This is a genomic window from Campylobacter sp. TTU-622, assembly GCF_016598965.1.
Taxonomy (GTDB): domain Bacteria; phylum Campylobacterota; class Campylobacteria; order Campylobacterales; family Campylobacteraceae; genus Campylobacter_D.
Genome location: NZ_JAENKR010000010.1, coordinates 14,060 through 27,891, shown reverse-complemented (window position 1 = coordinate 27,891; position 13,832 = coordinate 14,060). Strand labels below are relative to the sequence as shown.

At 28.5% G+C, this 13,832-nt stretch carries 11 protein-coding genes; 3 read left to right on the top strand and 8 right to left on the bottom strand.

What is annotated here, in order from left to right; translation table 11 throughout:
• The 3 genes from JG677_RS02260 to pyk all read left to right on the top strand — a co-directional run.
• Window positions 1–513: type III pantothenate kinase (locus JG677_RS02260; RefSeq protein WP_200284927.1), on the top strand; the 513-nt coding region annotated here is incomplete at its 5' end.
• 109 nt (window positions 514–622) lie between these two features.
• Entirely contained in the window at window positions 623–1,969 is a 1,347-nt protein-coding gene (locus JG677_RS02255; protein ID WP_200217391.1) for an FAD-dependent oxidoreductase, read from the top strand.
• A gap of 10 nt (window positions 1,970–1,979) precedes the next feature.
• Window positions 1,980–3,422 (top strand): pyruvate kinase, encoded by a 1,443-nt coding sequence (pyk, locus tag JG677_RS02250; protein WP_200284925.1) that lies wholly within the window; start codon window positions 1,980–1,982, stop codon window positions 3,420–3,422.
• 13 nt (window positions 3,423–3,435) lie between these two features.
• Here the strand turns inward: pyk and JG677_RS02245 are convergent, their stop codons facing one another.
• From JG677_RS02245 to tyrS, 8 genes are all read right to left on the bottom strand, one after another.
• Window positions 3,436–3,972, bottom strand: coding sequence for a HyaD/HybD family hydrogenase maturation endopeptidase (locus JG677_RS02245; protein ID WP_200170100.1), 537 nt, complete (start codon window positions 3,970–3,972; stop codon window positions 3,436–3,438).
• Window positions 3,969–4,664 (bottom strand): Ni/Fe-hydrogenase, b-type cytochrome subunit, encoded by a 696-nt coding sequence (cybH, locus tag JG677_RS02240; RefSeq protein ID WP_200284923.1) that lies wholly within the window; start codon window positions 4,662–4,664, stop codon window positions 3,969–3,971. Before cybH ends, JG677_RS02245 begins: the two co-directional genes overlap by 4 nt.
• A gap of 9 nt (window positions 4,665–4,673) precedes the next feature.
• Window positions 4,674–6,389, bottom strand: coding sequence for a nickel-dependent hydrogenase large subunit (locus tag JG677_RS02235; protein WP_200284921.1), 1,716 nt, complete (start codon window positions 6,387–6,389; stop codon window positions 4,674–4,676).
• Window positions 6,390–6,391: 2 nt separating this feature from the next.
• Window positions 6,392–7,531: a hydrogenase small subunit gene (locus JG677_RS02230; RefSeq protein WP_200170103.1), complete on the bottom strand. Its 1,140-nt coding sequence runs from the start codon at window positions 7,529–7,531 to the stop codon at window positions 6,392–6,394.
• A gap of 118 nt (window positions 7,532–7,649) precedes the next feature.
• On the bottom strand, window positions 7,650–9,482 hold the full coding sequence (gene mnmC, locus JG677_RS02225) for a bifunctional tRNA (5-methylaminomethyl-2-thiouridine)(34)-methyltransferase MnmD/FAD-dependent 5-carboxymethylaminomethyl-2-thiouridine(34) oxidoreductase MnmC (protein WP_200284919.1): 1,833 nt from the start codon (window positions 9,480–9,482) through the stop codon (window positions 7,650–7,652).
• A gap of 5 nt (window positions 9,483–9,487) precedes the next feature.
• Window positions 9,488–11,527, bottom strand: coding sequence for an N-acetylmuramoyl-L-alanine amidase (locus JG677_RS02220; protein ID WP_200284917.1), 2,040 nt, complete (start codon window positions 11,525–11,527; stop codon window positions 9,488–9,490).
• A complete protein-coding gene (locus tag JG677_RS02215) occupies window positions 11,527–12,618 on the bottom strand; it encodes a nitronate monooxygenase (RefSeq protein WP_200170106.1) in 1,092 nt (363 codons plus the stop codon). Before JG677_RS02215 ends, JG677_RS02220 begins: the two co-directional genes overlap by 1 nt.
• Window positions 12,615–13,823: a tyrosine--tRNA ligase gene (gene tyrS, locus JG677_RS02210; protein WP_200284915.1), complete on the bottom strand. Its 1,209-nt coding sequence runs from the start codon at window positions 13,821–13,823 to the stop codon at window positions 12,615–12,617. Before tyrS ends, JG677_RS02215 begins: the two co-directional genes overlap by 4 nt.
• Window positions 13,824–13,832 lie beyond the last annotated feature (9 nt).

Genomic DNA, 13,832 nt, shown 5'->3' with positions numbered 1-13,832 from the left:
GTCAATGAACAAATAAAAGAACATCTTAAATCTTCGCCACACTTTATAGATCTTGAACCTTACTTCTCTTTTGATACCATATATCAAGGTTTAGGGGTCGATAGGATTTCTGCTTGTTATACTATAACAGATGGGGTAGTAGTTGATGCAGGGAGTGCAATAAGTGTTGATATTGTTTCAAATTCTATTCACTTGGGTGGTTTTATTTTGCCAGGAATTGCTAACTTTCGCAAAATCTTTTCGCATATTTCTCCAAGATTAAAATGCGAATTAAATACTCAAGTAAGTTTTGATGCTTTTCCACAAAAAACAATGGATGCCTTAAGTTATGGCGTATTCAAAGGGATTTATTTGCTTATCAAAGATGTTGCCAAAAATAAAAAAATTTATTTTACCGGCGGAGATGGGCAATTTCTTGCTAATTTTTTTGAATTTTCAATCTATGATAAACTTTTAATTTTTAGAGGAATGAAAAAAGTACTTCAAGAAAATCCTAGCTTATTATCTAGTTAATGTTACAAAAATACTCTCTTAATAATATATTATTATTTTATTTAATTTATTTATAAAATAAATTAAATTAAACTTTTACTAAACTTATCCAAAAAAAACAAGGAAGAAAGTGAATCAGGAATTTGACGTATTAATTATTGGAGCTGGGATCTCTGGTGCAGCATTATTTCATCAAATTGCAAAATATACAAATATTAAAAATATTGCTTTAGTAGAAAAATATAATGTACCAGCTAGTTTAAATAGCAAAAGCACAAGTAATTCTCAAACTATACATTGTGGCGATATTGAAACAAATTACACTTTGGAAAAGGCAAAAAAAGTAAAAATTAGTGCTGATATGATTATAAAATATGGTCTATTGCAAAATGCACAAAATAAATTTATGTTTTCTCATCAAAAAATGGTTCTAGGTGTAGGAGATACTGAATGTGACTTTATAAAAAAACGCTATGAAGAATTTAAAGAACTTTATCCTTATATTAAGCTATTTGATAAAGATAAAATAAAAAAAATCGAACCAAAAGTTGCTTTAGGACCTGATGGAGTTAATACAAGAAAAGAAAATATCTTAGCCATTGGGGTTGAAAAAGATGAAATTTTCACAACTGTTGATTTTGAAAAAATGAGCTACAGCCTCATTGAGCAAGCTCAAAAACAAAATAAAAATACTGCTGTGATTTTTAATCAAGAAATTGTCCATATAGAAAAAAAAGATGATATCTTTATTGCAAGAAGTTCTGATTTTAAAGAATATAGAGCTAAATTTGTAGTTGTAAATGCAGGAGCTCATTCTTTATATCTAGCACATAAAATGAATTTAGGTCTTGATAAATCTTGTTGGCCAGTCGCTGGAAGTTTTTATTTGACAAAAAAAAGACTTTTAAATGGAAAAGTTTATACCGTTCAAAACCCAAAACTTCCTTTTGCAGCACTTCACGGGGATCCAGATTTAATGGCAGATATGAATACACGTTTTGGACCAACCGCTCTTGTTATACCAAAATTGGAACGTTATAAAGGTTTAAAATCTGTTCCTGAATTTTTTGAAGCTTTAAAGTTAGATAAAACTGTTTTAAAAGTATGTATAAAAATGTTAAAAGATCCAACAATTCGTAATTATATATTTTATAATTATCTTTTTGAAATCCCTTTTATTAATAAAAAAGTATTTGCTAAAGATATAAGAAAAATTATCCCTTCACTTAAAACTGATGATATTTTTTATGCTAAAGGTTTTGGTGGAATTCGTCCGCAAGTCGTTGATAAAAATAAAGAAGAACTTATGTTAGGAGAGTCAAGTATTAATGATATACCAGGTATAATTTTTAATATGACTCCAAGCCCAGGTGCAACAAGTTGCTTATACAATGCTCAAAGAGATATAAAAATAATATGTGAGTATTTAGGAACATATCTTGATGAAGATAAATTAAATTCGGAATTATTAAATTAAAAGGATATCTATGATAAAAAAAACAAAAATTGTTGCAACGATAGGTCCAGCAAGCGAAGATGAAAATACTTTACGCCAAATGATTATTAAAGGAGTCAATGTTTTTAGACTAAATTTTTCACACGGCAACCATGAATATCACAAAAAAAATTTAATAACAATTAGAAAAGTTAGTCAAGAACTTAATATAAGAGTTGGAATTCTTCAAGATATTAGTGGACCCAAAATTAGAACTAAAGAATTAAAAGAGGCTTTCAATCTTAAAAAAGATGATAGACTTGATTTTTATAAAGAAGAAATTCTTGGAGAAAAAATTAATGATAAACATTATAAAATTAGTATAAATCACCCAGAAATTCTTGATATGTTAAAAATTGATGATTATATTTATCTTTATGATGGAAGTATTCGAGTTAAAGTCTCTTGCATTGAAAAAAAATATATACAAACCATAGTTGAAAATGATGGATTTTTAAATTCAAATAAAGGAATTAATTTTCCGAATACTAAAATAAATATTGATGTTATTACACGCAAAGATAAAGAGGATTTATTTTGGGGCATAGAAAATGAAGTAGATTTTTTAGCCATTTCTTTTGTTCAAAATGCTCACGATATTAAAGAAGTAAAGAAAATTTTAAAAGATAACAACTCAAAAATAGCTATTTTTGCTAAAATAGAAAAATTTGATGCTGTAGAAAATATAGATGAAATTATAGATTCAAGCGATGGAATTATGGTAGCTAGAGGAGATCTTGGGATAGAGGTTCCTTATTATAAAGTTCCAAATATACAAAAAAGAATCATTCAAAAAGCCAATAATGCAAGTAAACCTGTAATTACAGCAACACAAATGCTTTTTTCTCTTGCTAAAAGCAAAACGGCTACAAGAGCTGAAATTTCAGATGTTGCTAATGCAGTTTTAGATGGAACAGACGCTGTCATGCTAAGTGAAGAAAGTGCTGTAGGAATAGATCCTGTTAATGCTGTTGATATTATGAGTAAAACTATTATAGAAATAGAAAAAACTTATCCCTATAATAAATTTAACACTTTTGATTATAAGGATGACACAGATAAAATAATGCAATCAAGTGCCCATTTAGCAAAAGATTTAAAAGTAGATGCTATATTTGCATTAACTAGTAGTGGAAAATCAGCAATTAAAATGGCAAGATATAGACCAAATATGCCAATTATTGCTATAGCTCATTCTGAAAAAACTTTAAATTTTTTAAGTATTGTATGGGGAGTTCATCCTGCCATTTTAGTTAATAAAAGTGAAAATCTTAATACCTTATTAAAAGATTCCATACGATCAAGTGTTCAAAAAGGTTTTATAGATAAAAGTAAATGTTATATATTAACTGCAGGTTTTCCAACTGGAGTAGAAGGATCAAGCAATCTTATCCGCATACTTAAAGAAGAACAAATAACTCATTATCTTGATTGATAAAATCAAGATTTTAATTTTTATAAGAAATATAAGCTAATTCTTGTAAAGAATAATTTGCTTTTTTAATATAAGAAAATCCTTGTTCTTTTAAAAATTCTAATAGAATTTTTTCCATAACTTGAGTGCTTTTGATTATTTCATCTGAAATCTTAAAACTCATCTGCTCTATCCTTTTTGGAACGCAGGCTAAAATTTTAGTTTCAGGTAAATCCCCTAAAAGTTCCATATATTGCAAAGTTTGAAGCATTTCAACTTCATGAGCACTTCCGCTCCATTTAATTTTATTGGGCATAGCATCATAAGGGAAAAAAAATACTTCTCCGATATTTGAATCATCAGCTTCAATACAATCAAGAATAATTACTTTATCATATTTGGCAATAATATAACTCAATTGCAAAGCCAAAGTTCCTCCATCAATAAAATCTAAAATATATTCTTTTGGATGGGAAAACTCATAATTTTTTTCAAGTAGTTTGCAAAGATGAACGCCTAAGCCTTCATCTGCAAACATAATATTGCCAATACCTAAAATAAGAAATTTCAATGTTTTTCTTTTACAAATTTATATCCACTAACGATAGCATCCATAGCACCATCTTTGCCTTTTATTGCATTGAAAATTGCCATATAAATATGCACTGGAGCAAAAATTATAATCACCCACATTAAAATTCTATGATAAGTCCTTACATCAGCTAAACCACCCATTGCAGCTTCAAGCGGTCTTAATATATTATATAAAATTCCACCTAAACCCTCGTGATAAGTATGAGTATAAAGAATAAGTCCAGTTAAAATAATACCTAATATTACAAGATAAAACAAAAAATAAGTCACAAATTGCAAAGGATTATAAACTCCTTGTAAATGGGGATGTTTTCCTAAAAAAATATAAAATTTTATTTGTTCTATCCATAACTTAATATTAAAAATATCCCATATACTTTTACGTTCTTTAGCACTTACCTTATCGCAAAAAAATAAATATATTTTAAAAATAATACAAGCGATCAAAATAAAGCCTACTGCTTGATGCACTAAGCGATATTTTGCTTGCATAAAATTAATAGGCTCACCATTGCTAATAGGACTTTGAAATACATAAGATAAATAATACCCTGTTCCTACTAAAATCACAATAGCAATAGCACGAATCCAATGTGTTAAACGTAAGCCTATACTAAATTCATATTCTGCTTTTCGAAGTTTATCATCTTTAAAATTTTGATTAAACATAAAAGCCTCCTATAAATTTACATTGACTTTATATTCACTTAAATTATTACCTTTTGTATCCATAACATGAACAGCACAAGCAATACAAGGATCATAAGAATGAATTTTTCTAATAATTTCAAGTGGCTGCTTTACATCAGCAATTTTTAAGCCTATTAAACATTGTTCATAGCTTCCACCTACTCCTTTGGCATCTTTTGGACTTGCATTCCAAGTTGATGGAACTACCGCTTGCCAATTTTCAATTACTCCATTTTTAATACGACACCAATGACTTAATGCTCCACGAGGTACATGTCCCATATAATGACCTTTATATTCTTTAGAATTATCAATTACATATGGAGCACAAGTACTTTGATCTATCTTTAAATTTTCTACCAAATTATCAAAAGCTCTTAAAGCATTATTTGCTACTATTTTTGCTTCTAAACAACGAGCTGCTGTTCTTCCAAGCGTGCTAAATATAGCATTTAAAGGAAGTCCTGTTTCTTTTAAAAATTCATCTACAATAGGAATAACATTTTTATTGCCTTTAGCATAATTAATTACAATATTTGCTAAAGGTCCTACTTGCATAGGTTCTCCATCATATCTTGGTGCTTTAATCCAGCTATATTTACCTTTAGTATCAAATACTTTAGAAGATACCTTATTTCCTTTGTGATCTATGCTTTCACCATCTATTAGACCTGTATAATTTGGATTAGTTTTTCCATCATAAGGATGCAAAGCTTCATTATCTGCGTACCAAGAGTGAGTTGCTTCTTCTGTAATCTTATCCTCATCAACTTCATAAACCTTACTTAAATCACCATTTTTAATAATACCACTTTCAAAAAGCCATTCATTTCTTCCAAGTTGAAATTCTTTAAAAGTATAAAGATTTGAAACACCTACATCATTTAAGACACTTGCTTCATTTGCATAAGCCTTAGCTGCCATAACAAGATCAGGATAATAAGCACGATTAACAAAATCTGCAACTTCTTGAAATTTACTCATATATTCACCCATTCTAGAAGGAGATGATAAATCCATTACACAAGTTACTCCCCCTACGGTTAAACTTTGAGGATGCGGATTTTTAGCACCAAAAATAGCCATACACTGAGCAATTGTTCTTTGTATTCTTAAGCACTCAAGATAATGAGAAAGCACTATAAGATTTTGTTCTGGGCTTAGACGATAAGTTGGATGTCCATAATAAGCATTAGCAAAAGGACCTAAATTTCCTTTATCAACAAAAGTTTTAAGTCTTTGTTGTACTTCTAAAAGTTTATCTGCTCCTGTTGCATAAGGATTAGAAGTATAATCAAATGCAATATCACTAGCTTTTTTTACATCAGCACTTAAAGCACTTACAACATCAGCCCAATCAAGACCATGAAGTTGATAAAAATGAACTATATGATCATGTAAAAATAAAGCAGCATTCATTAAAGTTCTAGTAAGCAAAGCATTAAGCGGAGGAGTAATCCCTAAAGCATTTTCAACAGCAACAATTCCTGCCTTATAATGAGAAAAGGTGCAAACTCCACAAATTCTTTGGGTCATAAAACCAGCATCTCTTGGATCACGTCCTTTAACAATAACCTCAATACCGCGCCATAAGGTTGAACCCGCATAAGCTTCTTTTACTATATTGTTTTCATCAACAACAACCTCAACTCTTAAATGTCCTTCAATTCTTGTAATTGGATCTACAATAATTTTTTGATTCATTATTATTCCTTGTCTTTTTGTGCAGAAGATATAATAGCGTGTGCCGCAATTGCAACACCTGTAAGAGTAAGAACCCCTATACCAATTTTATCAGAAACACTATCAGCACCTAAACCAAATACTGTATCAAATTTGCGACTTGCCATAGGTTCTTCAAATGGCCCCATAGTATCCCAAAAATCAGGCTCTGAACAACCTATACAACCATGTCCAGCTTGAATAGGCCATGAAGTATGTTGATTAAACCTTTCTCTTGAGCAATTATTAAAAGTATAAGGTCCTTTGCAACCTACTTTATAAAGACAATAACCATTTTTAGCACCCTCATCTCCAAAAGAATGGACAAATTCACCTGCATCAAAATGCCCTCTTCTTTCGCAAAGGTCGTGAATTCTTAAACCATAAGCCCATTTTGGTCTATTATAAACATCTAAAGATGGAAGTTCTCCAAAAAGTATATAATGTAAAACATTTCCTACAATATTTTTTTCACTAGGAGGGCAACCAGGGATATTAATAACAGTTTTATTTGTTATTTTCGATAAAGCTTTAGAATTACTTGGATTTGGTCTTGCTGCTTGAATTCCTCCAAAGGATGAGCATGTTCCTATAGCAAAAATAGCTAAAGCATTTTCACTTGCTTCTTTTGCTATTTCAAATCCACTCTTTCCTTTTGGGCCTATAGTTAAAAAATACTCTGTGTCTCCGGAAGGAATACCTCCTTCTACCATTAAAATATATTTATTTTTATATTTAACAATAGCATTTTCTAAATTCTCTTCAGCTTGCCAACCTGCTGCTGCCATAATAGTTTCATGATACTCTAAAGAAATATAATCAAAAATCAAACTATCAATAGTTGGTGTATCCGTTCTTAATAAACTCTCTGAACAACCTGTACATTCTGCCATATGCAACCATATAACAGGAAGTCTATCAGCCAATTCAGCAGCACGAGCTACTACAGGAGTAAAGCTTGCTGGTAGCGCCAAAAAAGCTGTCATAGCTGCTGCCCATTTCATAAAATCTCTTCTAGTAAAACCTGATTTTTCTAAAGCATTTACTATAGAATCATTAGTTTTTAAAGAAGGGAGTTTTTCAAGCATTTTTAAACGGAAATCAATTTTTTTATAATCAATCATCCTTATTCCTTGCATGGTAAATTTATTTTATTATGAATGTATAATAAAATAAAGAAATTTAAATTAAAGTTAAATTTTGATTTATTATTTATAATATTTTGTAAATTAAATACTAATTTTATAATAAACCTTTTTTTAGATTTCTAATCAAAAATCTTGCAGGATGTATATCAGGAACAAATTTTTTAAAAAAACCTAAAGGCTCTTTATTGATTAGATAACAAATATACCTAGCAGCTAAAATGCTTGTTCCAAAAGCTCTTGATCCATGTGCAAAATTTAAATAAAGATTAGGAATATTCTTTCCAAAATTTTGCTCTTTGTTTTTAGTCCATAACAAATTTTTATAATTTATTTTATAAAACTGCTCATCATAAGCAGCTCCTACTATACAAAACCTATCACTTGAATAAGATCTAAAACCTACTTTTGAACCAATAATAGCAATGTTTTTATCTTTTAAAAATTCGCTGACTTTTTCTATATTTTCTTTATCATCTAAATCTTTAGGAGTTAAGTTATCATCTAAGCGATCATAACTTGCTCCAATTACTTGTATATCATTTTTTATAGGACAAATATAACCTTTTGAAGATAAAGAATATTTAATATCTAAAACAGGCTTTAAATGAGTAACCTGACCTCTAACTTTGCTTAAATTCATCCCATCATAATTTATAAAATCTTTAGCATCTGAGCCTAAAGCATAAATTAAAATTCCAAAACCATCTTTCTTTTCAGCTTCTTTAAATTGAAGTGAAAAAAGATCATTAGCATATTCATAACTTATAAATTGATGATTAAAGAAAATTTTAGCATTGCTTTTTGCAAACAGTGTTTTTACAATTTCTTTAGGGTCTATAACGCCACCATCTTCTAAAAAAGCTTGATTATCTTTTATAGCAAATAAAGGGTTATTTTTTTGACTTAAAAATCTTTGCTTCATTAAATCATTATGAGCAAATTCAAATACCCCATCAAAAGATAAATTAAGAATTTGTCTATAAAAACGACTTGCTTCAATAAAAGATTCTTGGGAAAATTCTCCTAAAGAAACATTAGGTTTTAAGATTAAAGAGCTTAAAATTCCACTTTCATTGCCACTTGCGCCACAACCTAAAGAAGAATGTTTTTCAAAAATGCTAATATCAAATCCTCTTAAACTAAGCTCATAAGCAAGCAATGCAGCGCAAATGCCTGATCCTATAATTGCAACTTTTTTATTTTTTGCTTTTTGATCTATTTTGGCAAAATAAGCTTCTTTATCTTTAACTAAATATCCTTTAAAAAAAGCTCTAAGCATTTCTCTTTTTTTAAAACCAGCAACTTTTTTTGTTTCAAAGCCAAATTTTTCAAGGTTTTTTCTTAAAAAGCTTGAAGCAGAAAAAGTGCAAACTTGAGCCTTAAAATTTGATAATCTTGCCATATTAAATACAAGCTTTTCATCAAACATTTCTTTATTTTTATTAGGAGAAAAACCATCTAAATACCAAACATCTGCTTTAAACTCAAGATCGTTTAAAACATTAATATCACTAAAAACAAGATCTAAAAAACAATCTTTAAAATAAAAACGATAATACCCTTTTTTACATTTTGGATAAAATTTCAAAAATTCTTCTAAATACTCTTTAAATTCATCATAAAATCCTAATTTTTTATAAATTTCTCTTAAAAATTCTTTTTCTATATAAAAACCTTCTATGCTAATATAAAAAAGTTTTTTAGGTCTTTTTGTGGATTTTAAAAATCTTTTTAAAGTAAGAAAAAAATTTAAGCCTATACCAAAACCTAATTCAGCAATTACAAAATTATCTTCTTGTGTAAATTCAAAAGCTTCGCTATAGATATATTTACTTTCATTTAAGCCATCTTTAGAATTAAAATAAAAATCATCAAAATCTAAAGAAAAAGGAGTATTATCTTTAAAAATAATATTAGCTTTTTTCATATTCTTTAACGATTGTTATAAAAATAACTTTCCACTCCATCCACTATTCCCTTAGCTAAAGTATCTTGAAAATTTTTATTTGCTATTCTTTTACCTTCATTTGGATGAGTAATATAGCCTATTTCAATTAAAATTGCTGGCATTTGCGCCCCAACTAAAACCCAAAAAGGAGCCTCTCTTACCCCGCCATCAACAACTTTATATTTTTTTCTTACTTGAGAAAGAATATTTTTTTGAACATCAATAGCAAATTTATTTGACGCTATAATTTTTTCACGATTTAAAAAATTTAAGATACTTTGTTTTGAAAAATAATTAATTTCTTCAAAATCTCCCTGATTTTCTTTTTCAGCAGCTTTTTTACTTCTTTCACTTCTTGCTGGACTTAAAAAGAAAGTTTCAACCCCTTCAGCACTTTTAGCTTTTTTAGCATTAGGAGCTGCATTTGCATGGATTGATATAAATAAATCAGCTTTTTTATCATTAGCAAATTTAGTTCTATCTCTTAGATTGATAAATTTATCTGTACTTCTAGTATAAAGAACCTTATAACCCTTTTTTTTAAGTTCATTGCCAAGCTTTAAAGCTGTATCTAATACTATATTTTTTTCTTTTAAAGTGCCTGCTTTATCACTTAAAGCACCACTATCTTTGCCTCCGTGTCCTGCATCAATTACTATAAGTTTTTTAGATCTAAAATTTGAATTTAAAGCACTCTTATTAGAATTAATTTTTGTAGTATTTTTTGAATCTTGAAAAGCTATCATTAAAGTTTTATCACTTACATCTTGTGTAAATTGAAATTCTTTTGGTCCACTTAAAACTATACGAATAGTTTTAGGATTATATTGTGCTACTGTAATTGTATTTTGTTTAAAACTAAAACTTTTGCGCGATCCTTCTAAAACACCTTTAAAACTTATAATATGTCTAAAAATATTTTGTTCTTTTGAACTAAAAGAATTAATTTCTTTCTCATCAACATCTTTACTTAAATTTAAAACTACTCCATTTAAAACTTTATCCACATCTAAAACATAAAGTGTTTCTTCTTTTTGATTTTTTTTCTCATTTATATTTTGAATTTGTTTTTTTTCCGTAGTCCGAGATTTTACTTCTTGTTTGCTTATTTTTTTATCTATAATATTTTCTTGTTTACTTTTTTCTTGAATAGAATTTTTCTTTTTTTCTTGCTTCTTTTGTGTTGCTAAAATACTTATTTTATTCTCATCAAGCTTAAAATTAATAGGAAATCTCTCTTTAGCATAAACAACAATACGCGTTATTTTAGGATTATATTGAGAAATTACTATACTATAATCATTAAAATCATATTTTTTTCTTCCACCTTCTAAAATAGCTCCAAAATCAATAATATAACGAAAATTATTTTTTTCATCTAAAATAAAATTTTTAATATCTTCCTTTTTTAAATTTGAATTAAGACTTAATTCAACACCTTGATCATTCTTTTTTGAAGATAAAATATAAATTTTATCCTTTTTAATATCACTTTGAGAATTAGTATCTTGTTTATTTTGATTGATATTTTTTGTTAAATTTTTATCTATTATTTTTTTATCTTGATCTTCAATCTCATTTTGCTTAATTTGCTTTGGTTTAGCCTGTTCTTCTTTATTTTTTTTATTTAAAGAATTTGATGCTTGAATAATTTGAGTATCGTTTTTAGAACTTACCTTTGTTGATGTTTTAGATTTTTCATCTTTAAGTTTTATAATGACTTCTCTTAAAGCATTAATAACATTTTGTTTCACTCCGCTTTCTTCTAATTCATTAGCATAAGACTTATCATCTAAATTTAGAGCATTAGAACTAATGATTAAACGTTTTAAAACTTCTATTTTAGATTTTTCATCATCTTGTATTACGCTTTGTATATAAAGACTTTTAAGCTGGTGATGAAATTTAACTTGTTCTTGATTGTTTGCATTAATAAAATTTTTATCAAAATTTGATAATTCGTTTTCAAAAGCACCAAAACAAAAATTAACAAAAATAAAAAATAATACTAAAATTTTAGGCATTATTCCCCATTAACAAGTTTATCTATAAGTTCTTTAACACTTATTAATTTTTCTAAACGATAGCCATTAGCTCCTGTAAAAAACAATCCCGTTTCTTTTTTTCCATAATAAGCATCAAAAAGCCTATCAGCAATACAATACCCTACTTTTGTAGCTTCCTTACCTCTTTCACAAGGAGAAACACAATTGCTTACGCAATTAATTTTTGGTCCCATTCTTTTTTCAACCAAATCAAGCAAATTAGTTTGAATTCCTCTTGCTGGATAGCCTACAGGAGATTTTATAAGTTTAATATCATCTTCTTTGCATTCAAGTAAAACTTTTTTAAATTCATCACTTGCATCACATTCAAAGGTCCCAATAAACCTTGTCCCCATTTGAACCCCACTTGCCCCTAAAGAAAGCATTTTTTCAATATCATTTTTATCCCAAATTCCACCAGCAGCTATAACAGGAAAAGAACCCCAATTTTTTACTTCTTCTAATACAGGAGTAATTAAATTTTCAAGTTTATAAGCAGGATTTAAACATTGCTCGTAAGTAAAACCTTGATGTCCTCCACTTTTTGGTCCTTCTAAAATAACAGCATCTGGCAAACGATTATAACGCCCAAGCCATCTTTTACAAATAATCCTTAAAGCCTTAGCAGATGAAATAATAGGAACAAGGGCTACATCTGGAAAATCTGCAGTAAATTCTGGTAAATTTGTAGGAAGACCTGCTCCTGAAATAATAACATTAAAACCGACTTCACAAGCATCACGCACAATTCTAGCATAATCATTGCTAGCATAAAGTATATTACACCCTAAAGGTGCATCTTTACAAATTTTTCTAGCATTATCAATTAATGCTTGCAAGCCTTTACGTGAATAAAAATTTTCACTTCCATAAGGTCTTGAATTAAATTCCTTGCTTACATATTGCAAATTCCCATAATATCCTGTTCCAACGGATGAAATAATTCCAAGTCCCCCATTTAAAGATACTGCAGAAGCCAGCCTATCCCAGCTTATACCAAGCCCCATACCACCTTGCAATATAGGGTATTTTATAGTATGTTTTCCTATTTTTAAAGGTTTAAAACTCATTGAACTACCTTTAACTTCGCAAATTTTCTTTTACCAATTTGTATAATATATTCACCCTTATAAAGTTGCATTTGTTCTTCTTTGGTTTTATTGCCATTAATACTTACAGAATTAGCTAATATACTTCTTCTTGCTGAAGAAGTTGAATTTTCTAAGCCACAAAATACCAAAGCCTTGGCAAGCCAAATACTTTCTCCTTTAAACTCAAATTCTTCAATTTCACTTGGCAAAGCATTAAAACTATGAATTTTATCAAATTCTATCTTTGCATTATTTGCTTGTTCTTTAGAATGAAAACGTTCCACTATTTCTAAAGCCAAATTTTCTTTAGCTACTTTAGGATGAAGTTTATTATTTTTAATATTTTCTTTTATGGTATCAAGTTCAGCTAAACTTTTTTGACTTAAAAGCTCATAGTATCTAAACATAAGTTCATCACTAATACTTAAAATTTTAGCATACATATCATTAGCTTTTTCTGTAACACCTATATAATTATTTAAACTTTTACTCATTTTATTAACGCCATCTAAGCCTTCTAAAAGAGGCATCATTATAATAGCTTGTTCTTTATTTGTATTATAAATTCTTTGCAATGTTCTTCCCATTAAAAGATTAAATTTTTGATCCGTTCCACCCATTTCTATATCACTTTTAAGTACAACACTATCATAACCTTGAAGCAAAGGATATAAAAACTCACAAATACTAATAGGACTTTGCTCTTTAAAGCGTTTGGTAAAATCATCTCTTTCTAGCATTCTAGCTACACTAAAAGTTGAAGTAAGTTCAACCAATCCACTTGCTCCGAGTTCATTTAGCCAAACAGAATTAAATTGAATCTGAGTCTTATCTTTATCTAAAATTTTAAAAACTTGATCTTCATAAGTTTTTGCATTTTTTAAAACTTGTTCTTTATCCAGTTTTTTTCTAGTAGCATTTTTACCACTTGGATCGCCAATTTGCCCCGTAAAATCACCAATTAAAAACTGCACTATAGCTCCATGTTTTTGTAAAAAAGCCATTTTATTTAAAACTACACTATGACCTAAATGCAAATCAGGAGCAGTTGGATCAAAACCTACTTTGATAAAAAAATTTTCGCCTTTTTCATAATAATTTTTAATTAAATTTTCTATTTTTTCTTCATCAATAATCTCAGCACATCCTCTTTTGATCTCGGCTAAAATATTTACTATATCCATTTTTATCCT